23 protein-coding genes and 2 pseudogenes are annotated in these 25,914 nt (G+C 72.1%); 17 read left to right on the plus strand and 8 right to left on the minus strand.

What is annotated here, in order from left to right:
- Positions 1-364: 364 nt before the first annotated feature.
- Positions 365-1,210: pseudogene (locus AB0G10_RS00635) on the minus strand (DUF5667 domain-containing protein); the annotation flags it as partial.
- Between the two features lie 166 nt (positions 1,211-1,376).
- Positions 1,377-2,228, minus strand: a complete 852-nt coding sequence (locus tag AB0G10_RS00640) for an ECF subfamily RNA polymerase sigma factor, BldN family (RefSeq protein ID WP_360917909.1) — start codon at positions 2,226-2,228, stop codon at positions 1,377-1,379.
- Between the two features lie 451 nt (positions 2,229-2,679).
- Here AB0G10_RS00640 and AB0G10_RS00645 point away from each other — a divergent pair, with 451 nt between their 5' ends.
- The 8 genes from AB0G10_RS00645 (at position 2,680) to hemB (ending at position 10,917) form a co-directional block, all read left to right on the plus strand.
- The gene (locus AB0G10_RS00645; protein WP_360914362.1) at positions 2,680-4,176 is read left to right on the plus strand and encodes an AMP-binding protein; all 1,497 of its coding nucleotides are present in this window, start codon (positions 2,680-2,682) and stop codon (positions 4,174-4,176) included.
- Positions 4,173-4,421: a glutaredoxin family protein gene (locus AB0G10_RS00650; protein WP_360914365.1), complete on the plus strand. Its 249-nt coding sequence runs from the start codon at positions 4,173-4,175 to the stop codon at positions 4,419-4,421. Before AB0G10_RS00645 ends, AB0G10_RS00650 begins: the two co-directional genes overlap by 4 nt.
- Before the next feature lie 11 nt (positions 4,422-4,432).
- Positions 4,433-5,074, plus strand: coding sequence for an HAD hydrolase-like protein (locus tag AB0G10_RS00655; protein WP_360914368.1), 642 nt, complete (start codon positions 4,433-4,435; stop codon positions 5,072-5,074).
- Positions 5,075-5,306: 232 nt separating this feature from the next.
- Positions 5,307-6,047, plus strand: a complete 741-nt coding sequence (locus AB0G10_RS00660) for a redox-sensing transcriptional repressor Rex (RefSeq protein ID WP_360914371.1) — start codon at positions 5,307-5,309, stop codon at positions 6,045-6,047.
- Positions 6,044-7,360, plus strand: a complete 1,317-nt coding sequence (locus AB0G10_RS00665) for a glutamyl-tRNA reductase (RefSeq protein ID WP_360914374.1) — start codon at positions 6,044-6,046, stop codon at positions 7,358-7,360. Before AB0G10_RS00660 ends, AB0G10_RS00665 begins: the two co-directional genes overlap by 4 nt.
- Entirely contained in the window at positions 7,357-8,286 is a 930-nt protein-coding gene (gene hemC, locus AB0G10_RS00670) for a hydroxymethylbilane synthase (RefSeq protein WP_360914377.1), read from the plus strand. Before AB0G10_RS00665 ends, hemC begins: the two co-directional genes overlap by 4 nt.
- Positions 8,283-9,869: a uroporphyrinogen-III synthase gene (locus AB0G10_RS00675; RefSeq protein WP_127543549.1), complete on the plus strand. Its 1,587-nt coding sequence runs from the start codon at positions 8,283-8,285 to the stop codon at positions 9,867-9,869. The genes hemC and AB0G10_RS00675 overlap by 4 nt, the downstream gene beginning before the upstream one ends.
- A gap of 64 nt (positions 9,870-9,933) precedes the next feature.
- The gene (gene hemB, locus AB0G10_RS00680) at positions 9,934-10,917 is read left to right on the plus strand and encodes a porphobilinogen synthase (RefSeq protein ID WP_360914380.1); all 984 of its coding nucleotides are present in this window, start codon (positions 9,934-9,936) and stop codon (positions 10,915-10,917) included.
- Here hemB and AB0G10_RS00685 read toward each other — a convergent pair.
- Both AB0G10_RS00685 and AB0G10_RS00690 read right to left on the minus strand, forming a co-directional pair.
- Positions 10,906-11,919 (minus strand): GNAT family N-acetyltransferase, encoded by a 1,014-nt coding sequence (locus tag AB0G10_RS00685; protein ID WP_360914383.1) that lies wholly within the window; start codon positions 11,917-11,919, stop codon positions 10,906-10,908. The two genes, hemB and AB0G10_RS00685, sit on opposite strands and share 12 nt — an antisense overlap.
- Positions 11,920-11,982: 63 nt before the next feature.
- Positions 11,983-12,690, minus strand: a pseudogene (locus tag AB0G10_RS00690) (lytic murein transglycosylase); the annotation flags it as partial.
- Positions 12,691-13,734: 1,044 nt separating this feature from the next.
- Here AB0G10_RS00690 and AB0G10_RS00695 point away from each other — a divergent pair.
- Both AB0G10_RS00695 and AB0G10_RS00700 read left to right on the plus strand, forming a co-directional pair.
- Positions 13,735-13,956, plus strand: a complete 222-nt coding sequence (locus AB0G10_RS00695; RefSeq protein ID WP_360914386.1) for a zinc ribbon domain-containing protein — start codon at positions 13,735-13,737, stop codon at positions 13,954-13,956.
- Between the two features lie 311 nt (positions 13,957-14,267).
- Entirely contained in the window at positions 14,268-16,877 is a 2,610-nt protein-coding gene (locus tag AB0G10_RS00700) for an adenylate/guanylate cyclase domain-containing protein (protein ID WP_360914389.1), read from the plus strand.
- Here the strand turns inward: AB0G10_RS00700 and AB0G10_RS00705 are convergent.
- Positions 16,864-17,298, minus strand: a complete 435-nt coding sequence (locus tag AB0G10_RS00705) for a phospholipase (RefSeq protein ID WP_360914391.1) — start codon at positions 17,296-17,298, stop codon at positions 16,864-16,866. The two genes, AB0G10_RS00700 and AB0G10_RS00705, sit on opposite strands and share 14 nt — an antisense overlap.
- Positions 17,299-17,371: 73 nt before the next feature.
- Here AB0G10_RS00705 and AB0G10_RS00710 point away from each other — a divergent pair, with 73 nt between their 5' ends.
- A complete protein-coding gene (locus AB0G10_RS00710) occupies positions 17,372-18,388 on the plus strand; it encodes a potassium channel family protein (RefSeq protein ID WP_360914394.1) in 1,017 nt (338 codons plus the stop codon).
- Here AB0G10_RS00710 and AB0G10_RS00715 read toward each other — a convergent pair.
- Positions 18,343-19,596, minus strand: a complete 1,254-nt coding sequence (locus AB0G10_RS00715; RefSeq protein WP_360914397.1) for an MFS transporter — start codon at positions 19,594-19,596, stop codon at positions 18,343-18,345. The two genes, AB0G10_RS00710 and AB0G10_RS00715, sit on opposite strands and share 46 nt — an antisense overlap.
- A 58-nt stretch (positions 19,597-19,654) precedes the next feature.
- Between AB0G10_RS00715 and AB0G10_RS00720 the strand changes: the two genes are divergently transcribed.
- Positions 19,655-20,230 carry a CGNR zinc finger domain-containing protein gene (locus tag AB0G10_RS00720; RefSeq protein WP_360914400.1) on the plus strand — a complete coding sequence of 192 codons (576 nt, stop codon included), beginning with the start codon at positions 19,655-19,657 and terminating at the stop codon, positions 20,228-20,230.
- On the opposite strand, the gene AB0G10_RS00725 is transcribed toward AB0G10_RS00720, so the two are convergent.
- Together AB0G10_RS00725 and AB0G10_RS00730 are read right to left on the minus strand one after the other, a co-directional pair.
- Positions 20,227-21,249 (minus strand): 2-oxoacid:ferredoxin oxidoreductase subunit beta, encoded by a 1,023-nt coding sequence (locus tag AB0G10_RS00725; RefSeq protein ID WP_360914403.1) that lies wholly within the window; start codon positions 21,247-21,249, stop codon positions 20,227-20,229. The genes AB0G10_RS00720 and AB0G10_RS00725 overlap by 4 nt on opposite strands.
- Positions 21,242-23,095: a 2-oxoacid:acceptor oxidoreductase subunit alpha gene (locus tag AB0G10_RS00730; RefSeq protein ID WP_360914406.1), complete on the minus strand. Its 1,854-nt coding sequence runs from the start codon at positions 23,093-23,095 to the stop codon at positions 21,242-21,244. Before AB0G10_RS00730 ends, AB0G10_RS00725 begins: the two co-directional genes overlap by 8 nt.
- 204 nt (positions 23,096-23,299) lie before the next feature.
- Between AB0G10_RS00730 and ndhC the strand changes: the two genes are divergently transcribed.
- Genes ndhC through AB0G10_RS00755 form a run of 5 tightly spaced genes read left to right on the plus strand, consistent with a single transcriptional unit; the run spans position 23,300 to position 25,902 of the window.
- Positions 23,300-23,677 carry an NADH-quinone oxidoreductase subunit A gene (ndhC, locus tag AB0G10_RS00735; protein ID WP_360914409.1) on the plus strand — a complete coding sequence of 126 codons (378 nt, stop codon included), beginning with the start codon at positions 23,300-23,302 and terminating at the stop codon, positions 23,675-23,677.
- Positions 23,678-23,735: 58 nt separating this feature from the next.
- Entirely contained in the window at positions 23,736-24,293 is a 558-nt protein-coding gene (locus AB0G10_RS00740; RefSeq protein WP_360914412.1) for a DivIVA domain-containing protein, read from the plus strand.
- Positions 24,290-24,784 carry an SRPBCC family protein gene (locus AB0G10_RS00745; RefSeq protein WP_360914415.1) on the plus strand — a complete coding sequence of 165 codons (495 nt, stop codon included), beginning with the start codon at positions 24,290-24,292 and terminating at the stop codon, positions 24,782-24,784. Before AB0G10_RS00740 ends, AB0G10_RS00745 begins: the two co-directional genes overlap by 4 nt.
- A complete protein-coding gene (locus AB0G10_RS00750; RefSeq protein ID WP_360914418.1) occupies positions 24,781-25,356 on the plus strand; it encodes a DNA-3-methyladenine glycosylase I in 576 nt (191 codons plus the stop codon). Before AB0G10_RS00745 ends, AB0G10_RS00750 begins: the two co-directional genes overlap by 4 nt.
- 24 nt (positions 25,357-25,380) lie before the next feature.
- The gene (locus AB0G10_RS00755; protein ID WP_360914421.1) at positions 25,381-25,902 is read left to right on the plus strand and encodes a hypothetical protein; all 522 of its coding nucleotides are present in this window, start codon (positions 25,381-25,383) and stop codon (positions 25,900-25,902) included.
- Positions 25,903-25,914: the final 12 nt, after the last annotated feature.

A 25,914-nucleotide genomic window follows, 5' to 3' on the forward strand; every position in this document is an offset into this window, starting at 1 on the left:
TGCGTCGGGCGCAGGCAGATCAGAACAGGTTGTCGAGCAACCCGCCCAGCACGCCGCCGTCCTGCTTCTGCGGGTCGTCGACGACCGGAGGGGTCGTCACCGTCACGGACGGGCTCGGCGAACCGGTCTTCGTCGGCGCGTCGCTCGGCGCCGCCGGATCCTCGGTCGCGCCCGGCTTGGTCGCCGCGCCGGAGGCTCCCGGCTTGGCGCTCGCCCCGCTCTTCGCGGGCTTCGGCGTCGCGGCGTCACCCTGCGTCTTGGCCGGGGCCTTGCCGCTGCTGCCGCCGTTGCTGCTGTGCCCCGGCTTCGTCGGCGTCCCGGTGCCGGTGCCGGTGGCGTCGCCGCCACCGCAGTCGCGCAGCTTCGGCCCGAGCTCGTCCGAGCCGCTCGGCGTGACCTTCGCGCAGTCCAGGCCGGTCCGGAGCTGTTCGGTGCGCTCCGCCACGTCCTCCAGGAGCGCCAGCGACGCGGCGGCCCTGTCCCGGTTGCCCGGGGAGAGCCGGCCGACGGCCGGCTGGAATGCCTTGCGCTGCGCCGAGACGAAGCCGTCCAGCGTGGTCAGCGGCTTGACGTCCTGGTTGGAGACCGCGGACGTGTTGAGCAGCCGGACGCCCTTGCGGGTGTCGGCGTCCATGTCGTCCAGCACCGTGCGGAACGCCGGGTCCTCGCCGTCCATGGCGACCGCCTCGGCCAGCCGGTTGCGGGCGAAGTCCAGCGAGAGCTGGCCCCGCGACACGTCCGATCCGGCGATCGCCAGCTGAGCCCGCTCGGTCGAGCGTTTCACCCCGTACAGGGCGTCGCCCGGCGACGCGCTCTCGCTCGCCGCGGAGATCCCGGAGACCGCCATCGCGCCGGCGGCGACGCCGATCACGATCGCGCCCCGGGCCCGGATCCGGCGCCCGAAGATCGAGCGCCGTGCTCCGCCGCCGGTGTCGGCGACCGGTGCGGCGTCGTGGGCGACGCCGTGGCCGATGCCGTCCCGTTCGGCCGTGGCGACCAGCATGGCGCGCAGGCCGACGCGGAACTCCGAGTCGACAGGCGCGCCGGGCCGGGCCCCGCCGAGGCGGTTGCCGATGGCCACCAGGCGGTTGAGCTCTTCGTCAGCTTGCCCACGGGTGTGGTGCCGTGGTGCGCCGCCGGCTTCGTCGAGTAGTTCCGCGAAGCGCTCGGCGCTCCGGCGGTCCAGGAATTCGAACTTCACCGTGGGCACCTCCCCTCGCTCGTGACTGTCTCGCCGGCCTGCGGGCCGGCGTAGGCGACCGGGACGGATTCACCGGTCCCGGGTCGCATCCGGACAAACGCGCGACACGCGGCCCCGGTTACGGGTGCGAGGGGGTGCCATCGGGTATCGGAGATCGACATCCGGGAGCGCGAGATCAAGACTGGAACCCTTCCGGCAGGAGCCGGTTGAGCGCTCGGACGGCCCGATATTGCAGAGCCTTGATGGCGCCCTCGTTCTTGCCCATGGTCTGCGCGGTCTCGGCCACCGAGAAGCCCTGGAGGAACCGGAGCACGATGCACTCCTGCTGCTCCGGGTTGAGCTGCTTGACCGCGGTGAGCAGGGCCACGTTGGTGATGTGGTCGACCACTGCCGACTCCGGGCTGCCTTCCGGGCCGCGGTCCTCGCGGTCGGCGTCGAGGACGTCGCCGGTGGTGACCTCGAGGCGGTACCGGCCCGACTTGAAGTGGTCGGCGACCAGGTTCCGGGCGATCGTGACCAGCCAGGCGCCGAGGTCCCGGCCCTGCCAGGTGAAGCTGCCGATCCGCTTGAGGGCGCGCAGGAAGGTGTCCGAGGTCAGGTCCTCGGCGAGCTGCCGGTTGCCGACCCGGAAGTAGACGAACCGGAAGACGGTGTCGACGTACCGGTCGTAGATCAGCCCGAACGCCTCGGCCTCGCCGGCCTGGGCACGCTCGACCAGCGCCCATACCTGCGCGGCCGGGTCGTCCCGGTCCGGGCGGGCCGGATGCTTCGGCGGCGCCGTCTCGGTGGGCGGCCCGGTGGTGCTCTGCTGAGGCAGGACCACGGTGTGGTCACCGACCGCCGTCTCGTTCTCGCCGATGTTCGACCGCTGGCCGGCGGTCGGCTGGGCGGGAGGCCGCGGCGAGCCGACGCGGCCGCCGAACTTGCCGTTGCCTCCGTGCGGCTGGGTGACGGCCGGCGGCCCGTTCGGCGTCCGGCGGCTGCCGGTCTGCTTCGGGCTGTCACCGCGGATGGCGTTGACGATCATGCCGTCCAAGGACTCGCGCAGGGCGTTCAGTCCTCCATTGAGCGCGAGCCGAGCATCGCCGTACGCATGAGTCACTTCGCCTCCTCAACCCGGCGGGCCTGTGACGATCGCGAATCAGTCCCGCCAGACATGAATTCGCCATGATTCCGTGCTTTGTGTGGCACAGCGGCCTCCTCGGGATGAGGGTGGTCACTCACAACAAAAGGGGTGGGGCAACCCGCTGGAAAAGCCGGTTGACCTCACCCGTTGGTGTGGATTCCGTTACGCAGACGGAAGTATCACCGACACCGGACACACGGAGTCGCACAACATGTGCGCTGCGCGCAAAGCCGCGAAACGGATCTTTGTGGCGTCCGACGTCGACCCCAGGCTGGCCCGGCCGGTACCGGAACCGACGGACCTGCTGTCCGCCGTCCCCGTCCAGGGCGGGTTTGTGCCAGACTCGGGCCTCGTGGAGGAACCCGCCCGCGATCCGGTCGCCGAGGCCGCCGGTCGCCACCCCGACCGGCCCGCCCTGATCGCCGGCGACGCGGTCCTCACATGGTCGGAATGGGACAGCCGCGTCTCCACGGCCGCGCACTGGACGGCCGCGCGCACCGCGCCGGGCGACCGGGTGGCCCTGGTCCTCGGCAACACCGTGGACTTCGCGATCGCCTACTTCGGAGTGCTGCGCTCCGGCCGCGTCGCCGTCCCGCTGAACCCGGGCTACACGGCCGCCGAGATCGATCACGCCGTTCTCGACTCGGGCGCGGTGCTGGTCGTCGGCGAGCCCGCGGGACCGCCCCGGCTGCGCCTGGTGACCGCTCCCCGCGTACCCATGGATCTCCAGGCCGGGGACGGCACCCTGCCGGAGGTGAAGGCCGAAGATCTCGCGGTCCTGCTCTACACCTCGGGGACGAGTGGCCGCCCGAAGGGCGCCATGCTCACGCACGCGGCGCTCGCGGCGAACCACGACCAGCTGGACCGGATCGAGCCGCCGGTGGTCGGCCCGGACGACGTGGTGCTGCTCGCGGTGCCGTTCTTCCACGCCTACGGGCTGAACACCGGGCTCGGCACGGTCGCGCACCGCGGCGCCACCGGCGTGCTCGCCGAGCGCTTCGAGCCGGAGCCGACGCTCGAGCTGATCGCCCGGCACGGCGTGACCGTCGCGGTCGGCGTCCCCGGGATGTACCAGGCCTGGACGTCGGCGCCGGGAGCGGGCGACGCGCTGCGCAGCCTGCGCACGGCCGTGTGCGGCGCGGCGCCGCTGCCACGCGGCGTCGCGGCGCGCTTCCGGGAGATGACCGGCAAGAGCATCCTGATCGGGTACGGGTTGACCGAGACGGCCCCGGTGCTGACCACCACGGCGGTCAGTCACCGGGACAAGAGCGGCTCGATCGGCCGGCCTCTGCCCGGCGTCGAGCTGACGCTGCGCAGCCGCTCCGGCGCCGAGCTTTGGCGCGACGGCACCGCCTCGGTCGAGGACGACCTGGCCGAGCTGGACATCGACGTCGCCGCCTCGGCCGGCACCGACCCGGGCGAGATCGTGGTGCGCGGGCCGAACCTCTTCCGCGGCTACTGGCCGGACGGCGCCGGCGGTCCCGGCCCGGACGGCTGGTGGCCCACCGGGGACGTGGCCTACGCCGACGGCGACGGCGACCTCGTGCTCGTCGACCGGCTCGGCGAGCTGATCCTGGTGAACGGCTTCAACGTCTACCCGGCCGAGATAGAACGGGTGCTGGACGGGCATCCGCGGGTGGCCGCCGCCGCCGTGGTCGGCCTGCCCGACCCGGAGACCGGCGAGCGGCCGCACGCGTACGTGGTGCCCGCCGGTGACCCGCCGCCGGGCGTGGCCGAGCTGCAGGTGTGGTGCGCGGCCCGGCTGGCCCGGTACAAGCTGCCCGGCATCGAGCTGGTGCCCGAGCTGCCGCGGTCGCCGATCGGCAAGGTGCGGAAGAAGGAGCTATGAACCGTCTCACCCTGATCAGCCGGGCCGGCTGTCACCTCTGCGAGGTCGCCGAGCAGACGCTCGACCGGATCGCCCCGCAGCAGTGGACCAAGGTCGACGTCGACTCGGACATCGAGCTGGAGCGCGACTACGGCGACCGGGTTCCGGTGCTGCTGCTGGACGGCGAGGAGCACGGGTACTGGCGCATCGAGGAGGAGCGCCTGCTGCGCGATCTGGCTCGACAGCCGGGGGAGCCCCGCCTGTAACTTGGCTGACCGTGACAGCTAAGCACCTGGTCTGGGACTGGAACGGCACCCTTCTCGACGACCTCCACCTGGTGGTCTCGTCGACCAACACGGCCTTCGGCTCGGTCGGCGCCCGCAGCGTCGGCGCCGACGAGCACCGGCGGGCCTTCCGGCGCCCGGTGGCCGAGTTCTACGCCGAGATGCTCGGCCGCGCGGTGGACGAGGAGGAGTTCGGCCGGCTCGACCGGATCTTCCACGACGCGTACCGGCTGGGCCTCACCGACATCTCGCTCGCCGCCGACGCGATGGCCGCGATCAAGACCTGGCCGGGCACCCAGTCGCTGCTCTCCATGTGGTTCCACAGCGAGCTGGTCCCGGCCGTCGAGACGTACGGCCTGGCCGGCGTCTTCACCCGGATCGACGGGCTGCGCACCGAGGTGGGCGGCGACCTGAAGGCCGGCCACCTGGCCCGGCACCTCGCCGAGCTCGGCGTCGAGGGCAGCGCGGTCGTGATGATCGGCGACTCGCTGGACGACGCGTACGCGGCCGAGTCGGTGGGCGGCGCCGCGGTGCTCTACACCGGCGGGTTCACCGACCCGGACCGGCTGCGCGCCTCGGGCTATCCGGTCGCCGACACGCTGGTGGCGGCCGTGGAGAAGGCCATGTCACTCTGAGTCAGGTGGCCCTGGCGGGGGTCGCTCGGTAATACTTCACAGGTCGGCTCGGCTAACACAGCCGGGTCGATCTTGTCCAATTGTCCCGACAAGATCGCGATTTGTGCACGCCTTCACAAGCGCCTACTCTGTGACGCGAGCGGGCCCCGCTACCACAGCCGCCCCACGCGGGTTTCACCGGTATCGCACAGACAGGGCTCACCGCAGGTTCGCCTCGTCGGCACGGAGTCAGATGAGTCAGCAGCGTCAAGGAAGCACGCCCGGCGATGCCGGTGGCGTCCCGGCCTTCCCGGACCTCCCGGAGGCGACGATCGCGCGGCTGCCCGAATACCTCCGGGCACTCCATCACCTCGCCGAGACCGGCGCCGAGACCGTCTCCAGCGAGGGTCTCGCGGCCGCGGCCGGAGTGAACTCCGCGAAGCTCCGCAAGGACCTCTCCCACCTCGGGTCGTACGGCACCCGTGGCGTCGGCTACGACGTCGCCCTGCTGATCGATCAGATCGAGTACATCCTGGGCCTCGACAAGAACCGGGCGGTCTGCCTGGTCGGGGTCGGCAACCTGGGACACGCGCTGGCCGGGTACGCCGGCTTCGCGAGCCGTGGCTTCCGGGTGGTGGCCCTCTTCGACGCCGACCCGAGCAAGGTCGGCGAGCGGATAAACGGTCTCACCGTGCGTCACATCGACGAGCTGAGCGAGGTCGCGGCCGAGGAGTCGCTCGCCATCGGCGTGATAGCGACACCGCCCGGCTCGGCCCAGGCCGTCGCCGACGTGCTGGTCGCCGCCGGTGTGACGAGCATCTTGAACTTCGCGCCGGGAGTGCTCTCGGTGCCCCCGAATGTTGATGTTCGTAAGGTGGATCTGGCCATAGAGCTGCAGATCCTTTCGTTCCATGAGCACCGCAAGGCGTCTCTGACCGCGCTCCCGGGCGGCCGGTCCGCCGCCGCGGGCAACCAGGAGGCGTTCGGGTCGTGAATCTTCTCAGCATCGGTGCCTCGTACCGCACCGCCGACGTCGCCGCCCTCGAACGGCTCGCCATCCCCGAGTCCGCCGTCCCCGGCCTGCTGCAGAAACTGGTGGCCCAGCCGTACGTCGGCGAGGCCGTCGTGGTCTCCACCTGCAACCGGGTCGAGGTCTACGCGGCCGTCTCCGGGTTTCACGGTGGGCTCGGCGACATCTGCAACGTGCTCTCCGAGCACTCCGGCATCCCGGCCAGCGAGCTCGCCGGCCACCTCTACGTGCACTACGGCGAGGCGGCGGTCCAGCACTCGTTCCGGGTCTCGTCCGGCCTCGACTCGATGGTCGTCGGCGAGGCGCAGATCCTCGGGCAGCTGCGCGACGCCTATCACGCGGCGACCGAGGTGGACTCGGCCGGCCGGCTGCTCCACGAGCTCATGCAGCAGGCGCTGCGGGTCGGCAAGCGGGCGCACGCCGAGACCGGCATCGACAAGGCCGGGCAGAGCGTCGTGACCGCCGCCCTCGACGTCGCCGCCGACCACCTCGGCGGCGACCTCACCGGACGGTCCGCCCTGGTCATCGGCGCGGGTGCGATGGGCGCCCTGTCGGTGGCGACCCTCACGCGTACCGGCGTGGGCCCGCTGCGGATCACGAACCGCAGCCTGGAGCGCGCCGACCGGCTCGCCGAGGCGTACGGCGCCACCGCGGTCCCCTTCGAGGAGCTGGAGACGGCCCTCGGCGAGGTGGACATCGTGGTCAGCGCGACCGCCTCCACCGAGCCGGTGCTGACCCGGGACCGTCTCGAGGCGGCCCTCGCGGGCCGTTCCGGATCGGCCCACCCGCTGGTCGTGCTCGACCTCGCCGTGCCACGGGACGTGGCGCCGGACGCCGCCGACCTGGCCGGCCTCGTCGTGGTCGACATCGACGGCCTCGCCGCGAGCCGCCGGGCGCTGCCCGCCGCCGCCGAGACCGCGGCCGTGGAGCAGATCGTCGCCGGTGAGGTGGACAACTTCCTCGGCTGGCTGCGCGGCGCCGAGATCGCGCCTACCGTGGCGGCGTTGCGGACCCGCGCCGAGGACGTCGTCTCGGCCGAGATGCGCAAGCTGATCTCCCGGCGGCCGGAGTTCACCGAGGAGCAGCGGGCCGACGTTTCCCGTACCCTCCACCGGGTCGTGCAGCAGCTGCTGCACTCGCCGACGGTCCGGGTGCGTCAGCTCGCCGCCGAGCCCGGCGGAGATCAGTACGCCGCTCTGCTGCGAGAACTGTTCGACCTGGACGTGCCGCTCGCCACGCACGCGGACGCGGTGCCCGAGATCGGGGGGAAGGCGTGACCACACCGCTTCGTCTTGGCACCCGGGGGAGCGCCCTGGCGCTCACCCAGTCGCAGATGGTCGCCGACGCGCTGACCGCCGCCACCGGCCGCCCGGTGGAGCTGGTCCGCATCCTCACCTCCGGCGACCGGTCCTCCGCGCCGGTGGCCCAGCTCGGCGTCGGCGTCTTCGTGTCCGCCCTGCGCGACGCGCTGCTCGCCGACGAGATCGACTTCGCTGTCCACTCGTACAAGGATCTGCCGACCGGCGACCACCCGCGGCTGCACATCGCGGCCGTGCCGCCCCGGGAGGACCCGCGGGACGCGCTCATCGCCCGGGACGGCCTGTCCCTCGCCGAGCTCCCACCCGGTTCCAAGATCGGGACCGGTGCGGTGCGCCGAATCGCGCAACTGCGGGCTCTCGGCCTAGAGTTGCAGGTCACGCCGATTCGGGGGAATGTGGATACGCGGATCGCTCGGGTGCACGGCCCTGAGGCCGACCTCGACGCGGTCGTCCTCGCCCGGGCCGGCCTGGCGCGTCTCGGGCGAACCGCGGAGATCACCGAGACGCTCGACCCGATGCTCATGCTGCCCGCCCCGGCCCAGGGCGCGCTGGCAGTGGAGTGCCGGGCCGGCGACGCTGACCTGGTCGAGCTGCTGGCCGTACTCGACCACGCACCGACCCGTGCCGCCGTCCTGGCGGAGCGGGCGATGCTTGCCACGCTGGAGGCCGGGTGCTCCGCCCCGGTCGCCGCATATGCCGAGCTCGCGGAAGGTGAGAGCGGCGACGAGATATACCTGCGCGGTGCGGTGATCAGCCCGGATGGGGTTCGAGCCATCCGGCTGTCGCGCACCGGAACGCCCGCCGGCGCGGCGGAGATCGGCAAGGCGCTCGCCACCGATCTCCTCGACGCCGGCGCCGATACCCTGATGGGGAGCACAGAATGACCACCCGCACCGCCCGTAAGCCAGCCGGACGCATCGCGTTCATCGGCGCCGGACCCGGCGACCCGGAGCTGCTGACCCGTCGCGCGTACGCGGCGCTGACCGATGCCGACCAGGTGGTCTACGACCGCGGCGTGCCCGAGTCACTGCTGAGCGCGATCCGTTCCGACGCCAAGGAGGACGCCCAGTTCAGCCCCGCCGAGGGCGCGCCCGGCGACGTCGCCAAGGTGCTCCTCTCCGCCGCCAAGTCCGGCCTCTCCGCCGTGCACCTGGTCGCCGGTGACCCGTTCGGCCACGAGTCGGTGGTGAAGGAGGTGCAGGCGGTCGCGCGGACCGCCGTGCACTTCGAGGTGATCCCCGGCATCGGCCAGGCCGAGGGCGTCGCGGCGTACGCCGGCGTCCCGCTGCCCGGCGTGCGGATCGCCGCCGACGTGGACGACATCACCACGCTCGACTTCGACGCGCTGGCCGGCGCGGCCCAGAAGGGCTCGTTCGCCGTGGCCGTGGACGCCGGTGACCTCGCCGCCGTCCGCGACGGACTGCTGGCCGCCGGCGTCGAGCCGGGCGTCCCGGTCGGCGTGACCGGCGACGGCACCGGCGAGACGCAGTACACCACCACCTCGACCGTGGACAGCTTCGTCGCGGCGGCGCTCGGCTTCACCGGCCGGGTGGTCCTCACCGTCGGCTCCGACGTGGCCGAGCGCGACACCATGAGCTGGTGGGAGAACCGCCCGCTGTACGGCTGGAAGGTCCTCGTACCGCGGACCAAGGAGCAGGCCGGCGCCATGAGCGCGCGGCTGCGGGCGTACGGCGCCATCCCGTGCGAGGTGCCGACCATCGCGGTCGAGCCGCCCCGCACCCCGGCGCAGATGGAGCGCGCGGTCAAGGGCCTGGTCGACGGCCGGTACGCCTGGGTGATCTTCACCTCGGTGAACGCGGTCCGCGCGGTCTGGGAGAAGTTCGCCGAGCACGGCCTCGACGCCCGCCACTTCGGCGGCGTGAAGATCGCCTGCATCGGTGAGGCCACCGCCGAGGCGGTCCGCGCCTTCGGCATCCAGCCCGAGCTGATCCCGGCCGGCGAGCAGTCCAGCGAGGGCCTCCTCGCCGAGTTCTCGCCGCACGACGAGATCCTCGACCCGGTCGGCCGGGTGCTGCTGCCCCGCGCCGACATCGCCACCGAGACCCTCGCGGCCGGGCTCATCGAGCGCGGCTGGGAGGTCGACGACGTGACGGCGTACCGGACCGTCCGGGCCGCCCCGCCGCCCGCCGAGATCCGCGACGCGATCAAGTCGGGTGGCTTCGACGCGGTGCTCTTCACCTCGTCCTCGACCGTCCGCAACCTGGTCGGCATCGCCGGCAAGCCGCACGCCCGCACGGTCGTCGCGGTGATCGGCCCGAAGACGGCCGAGACCGCCGTCGAGTTCGGCCTCCGGGTCGACACCCAGCCGCAGAACGCCTCGGTGCCGGACCTGGTCGAGGCCCTCGCCGAATACGCCCTGGAGCTGCGCGAGAAGCTGGCCGCCATGCCGGCCAAGCAGCGCCGCGGTTCCAAGGTCCAGGGGCCGACCGCGCTGCGGTTCCGCTGAGTCATGTGAGAGCGCGCCGGGTGTCCGCCCGGCGCGCTCTTCTATTTCCTGTCAGGAGTGCCTGATGTCCTTCCCCGACATCCGCCCGCGCCGGCTGCGGCGCACCCCGGCGATCCGCCGCCTGGTCGAGGAGACCCGGATCGCGCCCGCCGAGCTGATCCTCCCGATGTTCCTGAAGGACGGGATCAGCGAGCCGAAGCCGATCAGCTCGCTGCCCGGCGTCTACCAGCACACCCGGGAGTCGCTGCTGAAGGCCGCGCACGAGGCGGTCAGCGCCGGCGTCGGCGGGCTCATGCTGTTCGGCGTGCCGGACAACTCCGACAAGGACGAGACCGGCTCGGCCGGGCTCGACCCGGAGGGCATCCTCAACGTCGGCGTCCGCGACCTGCGCCGCGAGTTCGGCGACGACACCGTCGTGATGAGCGACCTCTGCCTCGACGAGTTCACCTCGCACGGGCACTGCGGCGTGCTGGCCGCCGACGGGTCCGTCGACAACGACGCCACCCTGGCGATCTACGCCGAGATGGCCGTGGCGCAGGCACAGGCCGGCGCCCACATGGTCGGCCCGTCCGGGATGATGGACGGCCAGATCGGCGTGGTCCGCAGGGCGCTCGACAAGGCCGGCTTCCAGGACGTCGGCATCCTCGCCTACTCCGCCAAGTACGCGGGCGCCTTCTACGGGCCGTTCCGCGAGGCCGTGGAGTCGACGCTCAAGGGCGACCGGCGGCAGTACCAGCAGGACCCGGCGAACCTGCGCGAGGCGCTGCGCGAGGTCGACCTCGACGTGGCCGAGGGCGCGGACATCGTCATGGTGAAGCCGGCGCTGCCCTACCTCGACGTGATCGCCGCGATCCGGGAGCGGGTCACCGTACCGGTGGCGGCCTACCAGGTGTCGGGCGAATACGCCATGGTCGAGGCGGCCGCGGCGAACGGCTGGATCGACCGCGACCGGGTGATCCTCGAGTCGCTGACCTCGATCAAACGGGCCGGCGCCCAGATCACCCTCACCTACTGGGCCTCCGAGGTCGCGGGGTGGCTACGGCTCTAAGCGTTGGACGAGGTGGCCCACGTCGGCGATGTATTCGAACCAGTCGCGGTCGGACTGGTAGCCGAGCTCGGCGTTCACCTTCAGCATCGACTCGTTGTGCTGGGCGTTCCACGTCTGGACCTGGCGCAGGCCGGGCTCGGCGGCGCGCAGTTCGAACAGCATCCGGGCCTTGATGGCGCGGTCGATGCCGTACCCCCGGTGTTCGCGCACCACGATGGTGTCGTACTGGTCGGCCCGCTCGGGATGCTGGGCGGGCACGACCACCTCGGTGAGGCCGGCCACCGCGCCGGTGGACTCGTGGATGGCGAGCACGATGTACGGCTTGAGACCCCGCTTGTGAAGCGTTTCGATCGACTCGCGAAGGCGCTGCGGGTCGGATGAACGAGGCGCCAGGTCGAGGTCGTCGTCGTCGTTCTGGGCTTCGGCCTTCGCCTGTGCGTACGCCTCCAGCAGCGGTTCCGGCGGGCCGCCGGGGTGGTATTCGATGCGGTAACCGGCGCTGATGCCGCTCGCCATGGCGCCCAGCGCGAGCCAGTCGACCGCCTCCAGGTTGAGGACGCTGCGGGTCTCGACATACTCCCGCTCGAAGCCGAGCGACTCGTAGAACCCGATGGCCGGGGTGCCGCCGATGGCCTCCACCCCGATCGAGGTGAAACCTTCCAGGTACGCCCGGCGGGCCGCCACGCCGACGAGCTGGCTGCCCAGGCCGCGGCGGCGCAGATCGGGGCGGACCAGGATCTCCAGCACGCCGATGTCGCCGAGCAGCAGGACGTTCACGTGGGCGAAGATCTCGCCCTCGCCCTCGGGAACGCGGTCGTCCTCGACCACCCAGGTGATCCGGCGTTCGCCGGGCATGGTCTCGGCCAGATAGTCCCTGACCTGCGTGTCGCGCCAGGGTGGATCGTCGGGGAGATCAGCGGCCATCGCGGCGTTCACCGTCTCCACGAGCGACTGGATCTCGGCCGCGGACGCGGAGCGTGGATCCCATTCACGCACCCTCACCCGTACATCGTGCCGTTTACGTGACCAACAGGGAAGTGCTCACCGCAATCTGCTCACCGAGAGTCAGCCCTTGCTGCGGCGCCCGTAGTCGTCCGCCTGTTCGAAGACCTTCTGCGCGTAGGGCCGCAGGGCGTTGTACGACAGGATCGCGTCCCACCAGGACTGCGGCCGGGCCATGTCACGCCCGCCCTTGCAGAGGTACGCCGCAGCGGTCAGCGCCGCGTCGTCGATGTCGTTCGGGTTCTTCACGCCGTCGTTGTCGGCGTCGACGGCGGTCTCGTTCCAGGTGGCCGGGATGAACTGCATCGGGCCGATCGCCCGATCGTAGGTGGTGTCGTTGTCGAGCCGGCCCTGATCGGTGTCTCGGATCATCTGGCGGCCGCCCTGACCGTCCAGCGGAAGGCCGTAGATCGACGGGGTGGAGACGCCGTCGACGCCGAGCACCGCGCCGTTCGCGCTGCCGTGGTCCGACTCGACCTTGCCGATCGCGGCGAGCGTGGTCCAGCTCAGGTGGCAGGAGGGCGTGGTCCGGGCGGTGACGAGTTCCGCGTACCCGTAGGCCTGCACCGCCACGACCGGGATGCCGATCTGGGTGCCGACCTGGCCGGCCCAGGCCGCCAGCGCGTCGGCGGGCCGCCCGCCGGGCACCGCGGGCTGCGTGGTCGGGATGCCGGTGACGCCGGCCGTGGGCAGGCCGGTGGTCGGGATGCCGGGCAGTCCGGTGGCACCGGCGGTCGGCAGCCCGCCGGTCGGCAGCCCACCCGTCGGCAATCCGCCCGTCGGCTGTCCGGCGCCGGGCAGTCCAGCGCCGGGCAGTCCAGCGGTCGGCAGCCCGCCGGTCGGCTGTCCGCCACCGGGCAGTCCCGCGCCGGGCAGGCCGGTGTTCGCCGCCGGGTCGCCGGGGAAGCCGGAGGCCGCGGGCGCGGCCGATCCGCCGAATGCGGGCGTCGCGCTGGGCGTGGGTGCGGCTTCCAGAGCCTTGGGTACGAGGTAAGCCCCCGAACTCCCGGCCAGCACCACCAACCCGACGATCACGACGCCCGGAATGACGACCCGGCCACTGGGCCCCTTGGCCCATCGCCCGGTGGCACGCCCGGCCCGCCCCACAGCACGCAGAGGCCGGAACCGCCGGGTCGCCGCAGCGGCAGGCGCCACAGCGGCCGCAGCCTTGGCAGTGTCCCCGGCAGCCTTGTCCCCGGAGCCCTTGTCGTCACCGGCTGGCGTCTTGGCATCTCCAGCGGCGGCCTTGGCCTCACCCGAAAGCTTGGTATCGCCGGCGTCACTCGAAGGCTTGGCATCCCCGGCGGCCTTGGTCTCGGCCGGAGGTTTCGCGTCTGCGGCAGGCTTGGCGTCGGCCGGAGGCTTGGCGACTCCCGCGGGCTTGGCGACTCCCGCGGGATTGGCGGTCGCGCCCGAATCGGGGTCCGTAACCGACTTATCCGGCGCATCCTTTTTGGCGGCATCCGACGCGGGCGGCTCGTCCGCCTTGGCCGGCTTGTCCGCTGTGGCCCTCTCGGCAGGCATCGCCCCGACTTCGGGCATCTTGCCGACCCGCGGAGCCTCGGCGGCCGGCGGCGGAGGCACGGCCACAGCGCCCGACTTTTCCGGCTTGTCGCCCGGAGCCGCCCCAGAACTCTCGAGCGGCCCGCGCTGACGCGGTGCCGCCGAGCGCAGCCCGAATCGCTTCGCCGGTGTCTTGGGTGCCTCCGTCACGGCCACGACCCTACCCGTTCGTGTCACCCCCGGCGGAAGTCGTGCGGCCCCTGTGGGCAACTCCCTGTGCGCGGATCACCGCAGGGGCCCTACGCTGGTCGGATGCCGCGTTATGAGTTCCGGTGCCGCGCCTGTGGCGGCACCTTCGAGGTCAGCCGTCCGATGAGCGAGGCCGCCGCCCCGGCGTCCTGTCCCGAGGGCCACGCCGACACCGTGAAGCTTCTGTCCACAGTCGCCGTGACGGGTCGCGGCGGCGCGATTCCGGCGGCGCAGGCCGCCCCGGCCGGCGGCGGTGGTTGCTGCGGCGGTGGCGGCTGCTGCTGACCCGTCACCGGAGATCCATCGTCGACGACGGCCCGTGACCCCCTGCTCGCGCCGTGTGTCGATGTCATGACCCGTACGGGTACACCCGAACGGCCCGCCGCTTTTAACCGATCACGGCGTTTCCGCCTTCGATCTCTTTCGTTACGAGACGCGTAGTCCCGTACGTCATCGCGTCGATACCGCGATCAAGGTAATCCGTAAGGGGTCGGCCGTGGCGGGCAAATGATTACCGTCCGTTTCTACGATGGGCGGTGACTCAGAGATACGGCAGCATGAGGCGCGACTTCCAAAAAGGGGGCGGAGGGTCCACCGTGTCGGGACGGAGCGAGCTACCCAGTGGGCTGGTGACCTTTATGTTCACTGACATAGAGGGCTCTACTCGGCTGGCCCGGATGCTCGGCGAAGCCTATCGGGGGGTTCTCGGAGCGCATCGTGAAGTGCTACGCGCTGTGCTGGCCGACTTCGGTGGTGTCGAGCTCCTTACGGAGGGTGATTCATTTTTCATCGCGTTCGCGGACGCCGGGGCGGCGGTCGCGGCATGTGTCGAGGCGCAGCGGCGACTGTCCGCCCACGACTGGCCGAGGCGTGACGCGGTGCCCCGGGTCCGGATGGGACTGCACACCGGACGGGCCGTCCCGGTCGGCCGGGAGTACGCGAGCGCCGAGGTGCACCGGGCGGCCCGGGTGTCGGCCGCGGCGCACGGCGGTCAGATCCTCTGCTCGGAGGCGACCGCGCTCGCGGTGACGGCGGCCTACACGGTTCCGGCCCGCGACCGCCCGGCGGCGTCGCTCGGCGCGGTCGACCTCCTGGACCTCGGCGCCTACCGCCTGCGCGGCTTCGACGACGACGAACGGATCTACCAGGTCGTCGCGCCCGGCCTGGAGCGGGAGTTCCCCCGGCCGCGCACCGCCGAGGCGCCCCGGCACAACCTGCCGGCCGCACACAGCCACTTCGTCGGCCGGGCCGCCGAGTCCGCCGAGCTGGCCGAGCTGATCAGCCACAACCGCCTGGTCACCGTGGTCGGTCCGGGCGGGGCGGGCAAGACCCGGCTCACTCTCGCGGTGGCGGAGCAGCTGCTCCCGGCGTACCCGGGCGGTGTCTGGACGATCGACGCCGCGACCGCGGCAGACGGCTTGCCCACGACGCTGGCCGCGGCCCTGGGCCTGCGCCCCGAACCGGGCCGTCCGATGATCGACACCCTGGTGGAGCAGTGTGCCGAGCGGCGGATGCTGGTGCTGATCCAGACGTGTGACGCGGCGCCGGCGCTGACCGCGACGCTGGCGCACCGCCTGCTCAGCCGATGCCGCCGGCTCGACGTGGTGGCGACCGGCCGCGCGCCGCTGGGCCTGCCCGGCGAGACCGTATGGCGGATCCCGCCGCTCGCCCCGGCCGACGCGTTCGCGCTGCTCAGGGAGCGTGCCTCGGCCGCGCAGGGCGGTCGTCCGGGCGACGGCGACCAGCAGCTCGCCGGGCTCGCCGCGCGGCTGGAGGGCTCGCCGCTCGCGATCGAGCTGGCCGCGGCCCGGCTCCGGCTGCTCCCCGCCGATCAGCTGGCCCGGCGACTCGACGACCCGCTCGGCGCGCTCGACAACGACGCGGCGGGCGGCGACCGGCACGCCAGCCTCACGAACAACCTGGCCTGGTCCTACCGCACCCTCGGCAGCCGGGCCGCCGACCTGCTGCGCCGGCTCGCGGTCTTCGCCGGCCCGGTGGATCTCGCGACGGTCGAGTGGTGCGGCGCCGAGGCGCTCGGCGCGCTCTCCGAGCTCGCCGAGAAGTCGCTCGTCGAGGTGGTGCCGGGCGCGCGCTACCGGCTCTCCGATCAGGTACGGGCGTACGCCCTCCGTCAGCTGGCCGCGGCCGGTGACGAGCGCGACGTGCGGGACCGCCACCTGTCCTGGGCCATGCGGGCGCTGGACCGGGTCGCCGCCGACACCGACGGCACCGTCTCGCTGACCGAGCTGAGCCCCTATGTGGCCGAATGGCAGACCGCCCTGCGCTGGGCCGCGAAGAGCGGTGACGTCCGCGCGGGCCTGCGCCTGGCCGGCGCGCTGGACCCGTGGTGGCGCGAGCACGGCGGCGCGGGCGAGGGACGGGAACTGCTGTCCCGGCTCTACCAGCGCAGCACCGCCGACACCGCGCCGCGCGAGCTGGCCGGGGCCTACCTGGTCCACGCCGGCCTCGCCGACGAGCGGCCGGAGCGGGAGCGGCTCCTGTCCCGGGCCGAGGCCGAGGCGCGCGCGTCCGGCGACCCGGCGCTGCTGATCCGGTCGCTGGCGGCGAAAAGGGTGCACCTGGACGGCGATGCGGAGGTCGCCGAGCGGGAGTGCCGTCAGGTGATAGCCGAGGCCGAGCGGTCCGGGGCGCCCGCCGCGGCGCTGCCGGCCGTGCTCGCCCTGGCCGAGCTGCTGTGGCGCCGGGACGCGCTCGGCGAGGCCGCCGAGCTGCTCGGCGCGGCCCGGCAGATCGAGGCGGCGCATCCCGAGGACCGGGGGCGCCGCGCCGTCGACTGGCTGCTCGGCATGGTCGCGCTGCGCCGCGGTGACCTGGTCGCCGCGCACGACCACCTCGTGGTGGCGCTGCGGTCGCGGCTGCGGCACGGGTTCCGGGGCGCGGCGGCCGACGCGGTGGCGGCCATCGCGGTGCGGTGCGTGCTCGGCGGCGACCCGGCCACGGCGGCGGTGCTGTTCGGCGGGGCGGAGGCCGCGCGGGGCGCCCGGCGTACGGAATCCTTCGGGGCCTTCTGGTCGGCGCAGCAGGCGTCGTTGCGCGCGGCGCTCGGCGACGCCGCGTTCGACGAGGCCTACGCGGACGGCGCCGGGCTCGGATTCGACCGGATCGTGGCGCTGGCCCTCGCGGTCGAGCACCCCGACCTGGAGGACGGGGCCGCGCGGTTCGCCAACGCGGTCAGCGGCTCCTGACGCCGGTCAACCGGACCGTGTGGAAATACGTGAAGGCCAGCGCGTTGCACGGCGGCTGCTCGATGAGCGGCTGCCCGTCGCACTCGCGCCGCAGGTCGGCGCGGAACGCCTCGTCGAGCCGCTTGCGGTGCGCCGCGAAGGTGCCGGCGGCCCGGTAGTTGCGGTACCCGAAGTCGTGCCGCCGGCAGGCCGGTCCGAACCGGAACCCGAACGGCCTCTCCGGCGCGCGGGTGCAGTCGTCGGTGGACCAGTCGAAGGCGTACGCCGCCCACGCCGCCCGGTCGGCCCGGGCCGTGGACCAGGCCGCCATGCTCGCCGCGGTCGGCCGTGTCCAGCTCAGCAGAACGGCGTCCCGGTCGGCCGGCACCGGCCCGGGTACGGCGGCCAGCAGGAAACCCGCTGCGGCGGCGCGCCAACTCATCGGGCCTCCGATAACGTCCCTACGGGTGTGATCTCCAGCTTGACCGTTAGGGTGAGTCCGTGCAGGCGGTTCCATGATTCATCTACCGCAGGTCCGACAGGGACCGCTGAAGGCCCTGGCGGCCCGCTTGGCGATGGCATTCGCCCTCGTCGTGGTCACCGTGGCGATCATCTATATCGACCGCGAGGGCTACCGCGACGTCAACGAGGACGGCCTGACCCTCCTCGACTGCGCCTACTACGCGGTGGTCACGCTCTCCACCACCGGTTACGGCGACATCACCCCGGTTTCCCCGAGTGCCCGGCTGGTGAACGTCCTGTTCATCACCCCCGCCCGGGTCCTCTTCCTGATCATCCTGGTCGGCACCACTCTGGAGGTGCTGACCGACCAGTACCGGAAGGGCCTGCGGGTCAGCCGGTGGAGGCGAAAGTTGAAGGACCACATCATCATCTGCGGCTACGGCACGAAGGGCCGGGCCGCGGTCGCCGCGCTGCTGGAGACGGGGTACGACAAGGCGCGCATCGTGATCGTGGAGAACCGCGAGGCGGGCGTACGGCAGGCGCAGGCGAGCGGCTTCGTGGTGATCGAGGGGGACGCGACCCGGTCGGTGGTGCTGAACGAGGCCGACGTGAAGAACTGCAAGTCGGTCATCATCGCGACCGACCGCGACGAGGCCTCGGTGCTGATCACGCTGACCGTCCGCCAGCTCACGGCCGGCCAGGTCCGGATCATCGCGGCGGTCCGCGAGCAGGAGAACGCGGCCCTGCTGAAGCAGAGCGGTGCCCACCACGTGATCGTGTCGTCCTCGACGGCCGGCCGGCTCCTCGGCCTGACCACCACGGCGCCGCCGCTGATCGACGTGGTGGAGGACCTGCTCACCCCGGGCCAGGGCATGGCGCTGGCGATGCGCTCGGCGGAGCGGGCCGAGGTGGGCCGCAATCCGCGCGAGCTGCCCACGCTGGTTGTCGCCCTGATCCGCAGGGGCAAGGTGCTGCCGCTCGGCGGCGAGCAGGCGGTCACCATCGAGACCGGCGACCTGCTGGTCTACATCCGCGACGACGAGGGCGTGCCGAGCGGCATCACGGTCTGAGGACTCTTCAGACGCCGCATCCGGCGGGTCAGCATCGGCAGCGACGACAGCGCCAGCCCCGCCGCGCCGATCGCCACGCCGGCGCGGCTGCCCAGCGCCTGGCCGAGGACGCCGCCGAGGGCGCTGCCGACCGGCAGCACGCCGAAGATCAGGGTGCGGTAGCCGCCGTTCGTCCGGGCCAGCGACCCGCGCGGCGCGATCACCTGGCGCAGCGTCACGGAGAGGACGTTCGCGGCGCCCAGCCCGATGCCGCTGACGAACTGCACGGCGGCCAGCGAGCCGGCCAGCAGCGCGCCCTCGCCGGGCAGGAACGCGATGACGAGCGGAACGCCGGTGGAGAGGGCCAGCGCGGCGGCGAACGCCCGCCCGTACCCCCAGCGTGCGGCCGTCCGCAGCGCGAGCATCGTCCCGGCGAAGGCGCCGGCGCCGCTCGCGGTCAGGGCGAGCCCGAACATGCCGGCGCTCAGGCCGCGCTCGGTCACCAGGTGGACCACGAGGTTCACGGTGACGATCTGGGACGCGGCGTTGTAGATCGACGCGTGCGCGGTGAGCGCCCGGAGGTAGGGGTCGGCGGCCACGATCCGGAGTCCGGTGAGGATCCCGGTGCCCTTCTCCGGCGCGGGCGGCCGCGGTTCGGGACGGCGGGCGGCGGCCACCCCGAGCGCGCTGCCGAGGTAGCTGACCGCGTCCACGAGCACCGCGAGCGCAGGCCCGGCCACCTGGGTCAGCAGCCCGGCGATCCCGGGCCCGGCCACCTGGGCGGCGGTGGTCGAGCCCTGCACGGCCCGGTTCGCCGCGGGCAAGTCCTTCTCGCCGACGAGCGTGGGCACGTAGGCGAAGCCACCGATGTCGAAGACCACGCCGAGCGCCCCCACCACGAAGGCGATCACCACGAGCAGGGGGACGGTCAAGACCCCCATGAGGTACGCCGTGGGCACCGTGGCGAGGGCCGCCGCCCTCAGCAGGTCCGCCCCGATCATGACGGGCCTGCGCCGCCGCTGCTCCAGCCAGTGCCCGGCGAGCAGTGGCAACAGGACGTTGGGCAGGTAGCTCGCGGTGGCGACGGCGGCGACCCCGCTCGCTCCCGCCCCGAGCACGAGGGTGGCGAGCAGCGGCAGCGCCACGGCGGTCACGTGGGTGCCGAGCGCCGAGATGGTGTGCCCGGCCCAGAAGAATCCGAAGTCGCGGTTCCGAATTGTTACCTCCATGGACCCTCCATCCGGTAACGGTTACCGAATGGGCTACCCAGAGCGGTAACTTCTATCCATGCGGCAACCAGGCGACCGATCCCCGGCACCGCCCGAGCTCGCGCTGCTCCAGGACTTCGCCAACTCGATCGACATCGAGGCGGGCCGGGAGACGCTGGCGAGCGCCCGGGATCTCACCGCGTTCGCGGTGGCCCACGACCTGGGCCGGCTGGCCTTCGACGAGGCCGACGTGCCGGCCGCGATCCGGCTCCGGGAGGCGCTGCGGGACGTCTGCGAGGCGCACACCGGCGTGGACGTCCCGGCGGCGTCGCTCGGCGTGCTCGACGCCGAACTGGCCCGGGCCGCGCTCCGGCTCACGGTGGACGCCGGCGGCCGGGCCCGCGCCGCGCCGGCGCCCGGCCTGGACGGCATCCCGGCGCTCACCGCCTGCATCGCGGCGGGCGTGCTGGCCGCGGTGGCGGCGGGAACCTGGCCGCGGCTCAAGGCGTGCGGCGCGCACAGCTGCCGCTGGGTCTACTACGACCGCAGCCCGGGCGGCCGGAGCCGCTGGTGCACGATGAGCATCTGCGGCAGCAGAGCGAAGATGCGCGCGTACCGGAGTACGCGCGCATCCTCGACCACGAAGTCGGGCTAGATGATCGTCCAGGTGTCGCCGCTGTTGAGCAGGTTGCTCAGCATCTCCTCGGCCGTCCCGGAGGACTGCGCCCGCGCGTCGAGCACCTGCTTGCGCACGATCTCGTCGTAGGACGGCCGCTGCACGTTCCGGAAGACGCCGATCGGGGTGGTGGTCAGCTCGGATCCGGAGAGCCGGGACAGCGCGAACGCGTAGGCCGGGTCGTCCACCGTGGCGTCGTGCACGATGGCGTTGCCGCCCTCCTGCACCTTCAGGCCGAAGCTGCCCTCCGGGTGGACCACCGAGAACCGGTCGCCGGCCCCGAAGGTGATCGGCCGGCCCTGCTCGAGCCGGATCAGGTGCTCGTCGCGTGACGACGCGTCCTTGATCAGGTCGAAGGCGCCGTCGTTGAAGATGTTGCAGTTCTGGTAGATCTCCACGAACGCGGAGCCCTCGTGCTCGGCGGCGGCCCGCAGCACCGACTGGAGGTGCTTGCGGTCCGAGTCGATGGTCCGGGCGACGAACGTGGCCTCCGCGCCGAGGGCGAGCGAGAGCGGGTTGAACGGCGAGTCCGCCGACCCGGCCGGCGTCGACTTGGTGATCTTGCCGATCTCCGAGGTCGGGGAGTACTGCCCCTTGGTGAGGCCGTAGATCCGGTTGTTGAAGAGCAGGATCTTCAGGTTCACGTTGCGGCGCAGCGCGTGGATCAGGTGGTTGCCGCCGATCGAGAGCGCGTCGCCGTCACCGGTGACCACCCAGACGCTCAGGTCCGGGCGGGAGGTGGACAGCCCTGTCGCGATCGCCGGCGCCCGCCCGTGGATGGAGTGCATCCCGTAGGTGTTCATGTAGTACGGGAAGCGGGAGGAGCAGCCGATCCCGGAGACGAACACGATGTTCTCCCGGGGGATGCCGAGCTCCGGCATGAAGCCCTGCACGGCGGCCAGGATCGCGTAGTCACCGCAGCCCGGGCACCAGCGCACCTCCTGGTCGGACTTGAAGTCCTTGGCGGTCAGCTTGAGAGGGATCGTCGGGCTAGCCATTCTTGACCACGTCCTCCAGCATGCTCTCCAGCGTGGCGGCGGTGAACGGAAGGCCGCTGATCTGGTTGAACGGAACGGCGTCGACCAGGTATCTCGCCCTGATCACCGAGGCCAGCTGACCGAGGTTCATCTCCGGGACGACCACTTTGTCGTACGCCGCAAGCACTTCACCCAGATTGGCCGGCAGCGGCGCGAGATGCCGCAGATGCGCCTGCGCGATCGGCAGGCCGCGCTGGCGCAGCGCGCGGCAGGCGGCCCCGATGGGGCCATAGGTCGAACCCCAGCCGAGTACGAGGACCCGCGCGTTCTCCTCCGGGTCTTCGACGTCGACGTCCGGGACGGGGATGGCGTCGATCCGCTGCTGACGGATCCGGACCATGTGCTCGTGGTTGGCCGGGTCGTAGGAGATGTCCCCGGTCCGGTCGGCCTTCTCCAGGCCGCCGATCCGGTGCTCGAGCCCCGGCGTGCCCGGGATCGCCCATGGTCGGGCCAGCGTCTCCGGATCGCGCAGGTAGGGCAGGAACTTGCCGTCCTCGGCGTTCGGCGTCGTCGCGAACTCGACGGACAGGTCGGGCAGATCCTCGACGGCCGGCAGCAGCCACGGCTCGGAGCCGTTCGCCACGTAGTTGTCGGAGAGCAGGATGACCGGGGTCCGGTAGGTCAGCGCGATCCGGGCCGCCTCCAGCGCCGCGTGGAAGCAGTCCGACGGGGACTTCGGCGCGATCACCGCGAGCGGCGCCTCGCCGTGCCTGCCGAACAGGGCCATGTTGAGGTCGGCCTGCTCGGTCTTGGTCGGCATGCCGGTCGACGGGCCGGCCCGCTGCACGTCGACGATCACCAGCGGCAGCTCCAGCGCGATCGCGAGCGAGATGGTCTCGCTCTTGAGCGCCACGCCGGGACCGGACGTGGTGGTCACGCCGAGCGCGCCGCCGTAGGACGCGCCGAGGGCCGCGCCGATCGCCGCGATCTCGTCCTCGGCCTGCACCGTGGTGATGCCGAACCGCTTGTGCTTGGAGAGCTCGTGCAGGATGTCGGAGGCCGGGGTGATCGGGTAGGCGCCGAGGAAGAGCGGCAGCTTCGACCGGACCGCCGAGGCCACCAGGCCGAGGGCGAGCGCCTGGTTGCCGGTGATGTTCTTGTAGGTGCCCGGGCGCATCCTGGCCGGCTTCACCTCGTAGCGCACCGAGAAGGCCTCGGTGGTCTCGCCGTAGTTCCAGCCGGCCTGGAAGGCTGTCTTGTTCGCCGCGACCAGGTCGGGGCGCTTCGCGAACTTGCGCTCCAGGAACCGCAGCGTCGACTCGAAGGGGCGCGAGTACATCCAGCTGAGCAGGCCGAGGGCGAACATGTTCTTGGCCCGCTCGGCGTCCTTCTTCGAGACCCCGGACTCGGCCAGGGCGCCGATCGTCATCGAGGTGAGCGCGACCGGGTGAACCGCGTAGTCCTCGAGCGAGCCGTCCTCGAGCGGGCTCGCCGGGTAGCCGACCTTGGCGAGGTTCCGCTTCGTGAACTCGTCGGTGTTCACGATGATGTCGGCGCCGGGCGGCAGGTCGGAGAGGTTGGCCTTGAGGGCGGCCGGGTTCATGGCGACGAGCACGTTCGGCGCGTCACCGGGGGTCAGGATGTCGTAGTCGGCGAAGTGCACCTGAAAGCTGGAGACGCCGGGGAGCGTGCCGGCCGGCGCGCGGATCTCGGCGGGAAAGTTGGGCAGGGTCGAGATGTCGTTGCCGAGCTGGGCGGTCTCCGAAGTGAACCGGTCACCGGTGAGCTGCATTCCATCACCGGAGTCGCCGGCGAACCGGATGATGACTCGGTCCAGCTGCTCGACTCGCTTGGCGGGAGCGGCCACGTTCAACCTCCGTAAGACGCGGACCAGCGGCTTAAGACTGTCGATGAGCCGGCCCGCAAATCGTCACTTCCAGACTACGTCGCCGCTCCTTACGAAGCGGCTGCGGACCGTTGCCCACGGTAGCGGTGTGGTCAACAACCCAGCCAGCAATGTCCACCATGCGGCACGTAATTCGTGGCGGCTGGTCGGTTAGGCTCCCCATTCGTGGACGGATATCTCGGTTCGTACGCGATCCTCGGACTCATCCTGGCCGCCGGAGTCCTCCTGTTCGTGGCCGCGTTCGGGGCCAACAGGCTGTTGCGACCGGCGAATCCGGCGGAGCCGCACGGCAAGCGGATCTCGTACGAGAGCGGCATCGACCCGGTCGGCGGCGACTGGGCCCAGGCGCAGATCAGGTACTACGTCTACGCGTACCTTTATGTCCTTTTCGCGGTGGAAGCCGTATTTCTCTTTCCCTGGGCCGTCATCTTCGACCGCCCGGAGTTCAGCGGTCCGGCCATCGCCGAGATGGGCGTGTTCGTCGCGGTGCTCGCGCTGGGGATCCTCTATGCATGGCGGAAGCGCATCCTGAGCTGGACCTGACGATCCCGACCGGGTGGCGGGCTCGCCACCGGAAAGCCGACATGTCAACATCGTGCGCATGGGTCAGCTTCTGCTCTTCATCGTCGTGGCGCTCGTGGTCGCGACGATCGTCTTCGGCGTGACCGTTCTGCTGAGCGGGGGCGACTCCGGGCTGACTCCGGTCGAGCCCGACGGGCGTGCGGTTCCGCTCCCCAGCGACCGGCCACTCGGCGAGGCCGACATCTCCGCCACCCGGTTCGACACCGTGGTCCGCGGCTACCGGATGAACCAGGTCGACCAGGCGCTCCAGCGCGCCGCCTACGACATCGGCTACAAGGGCGAGCTGATCGGGGTGCTCGAGGCCGAGGTGGCCGCGCTCCGCGAGGGCCGCCTCGAGGACGCCGACGCGCTGCGCAAGGCGCGCGAGGCCTCGGCCGCCCCGGCCGCGCCCGAAACCCCGGCCGACGGCGCCACCGCGCCGCACACCGACCTGATCAGCAGCGACGACCCGATCGACGAGGTCGCCGGCCTGCCGCCGCACGGCCACGAGGCCGCGGATCCCGTCGCGAAGGCCGCGGAGCCCGCCGTGAGCTCCTCCGTGAAGAAGGACGACGAGGATCCGGCGGGGAGCCGATGACCGGTCAGGAGGAGGGCCCAGGACTGGGCGGCGCGGCCCGGCCCGGGATCGGCGAGTTCACCGCCACGGTCATCGTCAACGCGCCCGCGACCCGGGTGTTCTCGGCGTTCATGGACTGGGAGAAGCAGTCCGCCTGGATCCCGTTCACCAGGGTCCGGGTGGTCGAGGGCGACGGCGGCGAGGGCAGCCTGGTCGAGGCGGTCACCGCGCTCGGGCCCGCGGTGATCCGGGACGAGCTGCGGGTGGTGAAGGTCAACGCGCCGTTCGAGGTGCGCGTCGTGCACTGCGGCAAGGTGCTGCGCGGCCCCGGCTCGATGCGCTGCACCGCGATGTCCGGCGACCGTACCCAGGTCGTCCTGCACGAGTGGTTCCACCTCCCGGCCGGCCCGGTCGGCAAGATCGCCTGGCCGGTGCTCTGGCCCGGCTCCAAGATCGGCTTCACCGGCGCGCTGAAGAAGTTCGGCCGGCTCGTCGAGCAGGGCCAGATATGACGGATCTGGTAGTGGGCGAGGACGGCCGGGCCCGCTGCTTCTGGGGCGGCAGCACCCCCGACTACGCGGCCTACCACGACACCGAGTGGGGACAGCCCCTGCACGGCGACGACGCGCTCTTCGAGCGGCTCACCCTGGAGGCCTTCCAGTCCGGGCTCGCGTGGATCACCATCCTGCGCAAGCGGCCCGCGTTCCGGGCCGCCTTCGACGGCTTCTCGATCGAGAAGGTGGCGGCCTACGGCGAGGCCGACGCGGCCCGGCTCATGGCCGACGCCGGCATCGTCCGCAACCGGATGAAGGTCGACGCCGCGCTGCACAACGCGAGGGTCGCCGCGGACCTGCCGGACGGCCTCTCCGCCCTGCTCTGGTCGTTCGCGCCGGCGGCCCGCCCCCGCCCGGCCACCCGCGCCGGGGTCCCGGCCGTCACCGCCGAGTCCACGGCGCTCGCCAAGGACCTCAAGAAGCGCGGCTTCAAATTCGTCGGACCCACCACCGCGTACGCGTTGATGCAGGCCACCGGCATGGTGGACGACCACCTGGCAGGCTGTTGGGTCCCACCGCTCACCGCCTGAACCGCCGCGTGATGAGATGAACCCATGGCGCAGTGGTCAGTGATCATCCCGGACGAGCAGTGGGCGACCGAGCGGTTGTTCCAGCACGATGTCGTGACGGTGCCGAGCGGCCCGACCGAAGCCTCAGCCGGCGACGAGGTGCTGCTGGTCGCCGAGGAGCACGTCGTGGCGCTGGCCCGGGTGGAGAAGTCGGACGGCGGCGACCTGGTGCTCGGCTACCTGCGGCGGGCCTTCGACGAGCCGGTCCCGGCCGGCGACCTGGCGGCCTCCGGCCCGGTCTCGCGGATCGGCGAGGAGCTCTTCCAGCGGCTGGCCGGCCGGCTCTCGCCCCCGGCCGACAAGCAGGCATGGCTGGTGAGCGTGGCGATGCCGATCGAGGCGGCGACGCCGGCCGAGGCGGTGCGGCAGTTCTGGTCGCACGTCGCCGAGCTGGGCCCGCAGGAACTGCCGACGTACGTCTGGCCGTCCGGCGACGAGCTCGCGATGCAGGCCTTCGTGCTGGGCGCCGAGGCGAACCAGGATCCCGAGGAAGAGGACGAGGACTGATCTCTCCGGAGG

Origin of the sequence: Actinoplanes sp. NPDC023714, assembly GCF_040639855.1 — a bacterium.
Taxonomy (GTDB): domain Bacteria; phylum Actinomycetota; class Actinomycetes; order Mycobacteriales; family Micromonosporaceae; genus Actinoplanes.

Coding starts and splice junctions, on each gene's coding strand:
- AB0G10_RS00640 (WP_360917909.1), bottom strand. CDS start 2,228: ATGATCGTCAACGCCATCCGCGGTGACAGCCCGAAGCAGACCGGCAGC.
- AB0G10_RS00650 (WP_360914365.1), top strand. CDS start 4,173: ATGAACCGTCTCACCCTGATCAGCCGGGCCGGCTGTCACCTCTGCGAG.
- AB0G10_RS00660 (WP_360914371.1), top strand. CDS start 5,307: ATGAGTCAGCAGCGTCAAGGAAGCACGCCCGGCGATGCCGGTGGCGTC.
- AB0G10_RS00675 (WP_127543549.1), top strand. CDS start 8,283: ATGACCACCCGCACCGCCCGTAAGCCAGCCGGACGCATCGCGTTCATC.
- hemB (WP_360914380.1), top strand. CDS start 9,934: ATGTCCTTCCCCGACATCCGCCCGCGCCGGCTGCGGCGCACCCCGGCG.
- AB0G10_RS00695 (WP_360914386.1), top strand. CDS start 13,735: ATGCCGCGTTATGAGTTCCGGTGCCGCGCCTGTGGCGGCACCTTCGAG.
- AB0G10_RS00705 (WP_360914391.1), bottom strand. CDS start 17,298: ATGAGTTGGCGCGCCGCCGCAGCGGGTTTCCTGCTGGCCGCCGTACCC.
- AB0G10_RS00710 (WP_360914394.1), top strand. CDS start 17,372: ATGATTCATCTACCGCAGGTCCGACAGGGACCGCTGAAGGCCCTGGCG.
- AB0G10_RS00715 (WP_360914397.1), bottom strand. CDS start 19,596: ATGGAGGTAACAATTCGGAACCGCGACTTCGGATTCTTCTGGGCCGGG.
- AB0G10_RS00720 (WP_360914400.1), top strand. CDS start 19,655: ATGCGGCAACCAGGCGACCGATCCCCGGCACCGCCCGAGCTCGCGCTG.
- AB0G10_RS00725 (WP_360914403.1), bottom strand. CDS start 21,249: ATGGCTAGCCCGACGATCCCTCTCAAGCTGACCGCCAAGGACTTCAAG.
- AB0G10_RS00740 (WP_360914412.1), top strand. CDS start 23,736: ATGGGTCAGCTTCTGCTCTTCATCGTCGTGGCGCTCGTGGTCGCGACG.
- AB0G10_RS00745 (WP_360914415.1), top strand. CDS start 24,290: ATGACCGGTCAGGAGGAGGGCCCAGGACTGGGCGGCGCGGCCCGGCCC.
- AB0G10_RS00750 (WP_360914418.1), top strand. CDS start 24,781: ATGACGGATCTGGTAGTGGGCGAGGACGGCCGGGCCCGCTGCTTCTGG.
- AB0G10_RS00755 (WP_360914421.1), top strand. CDS start 25,381: ATGGCGCAGTGGTCAGTGATCATCCCGGACGAGCAGTGGGCGACCGAG.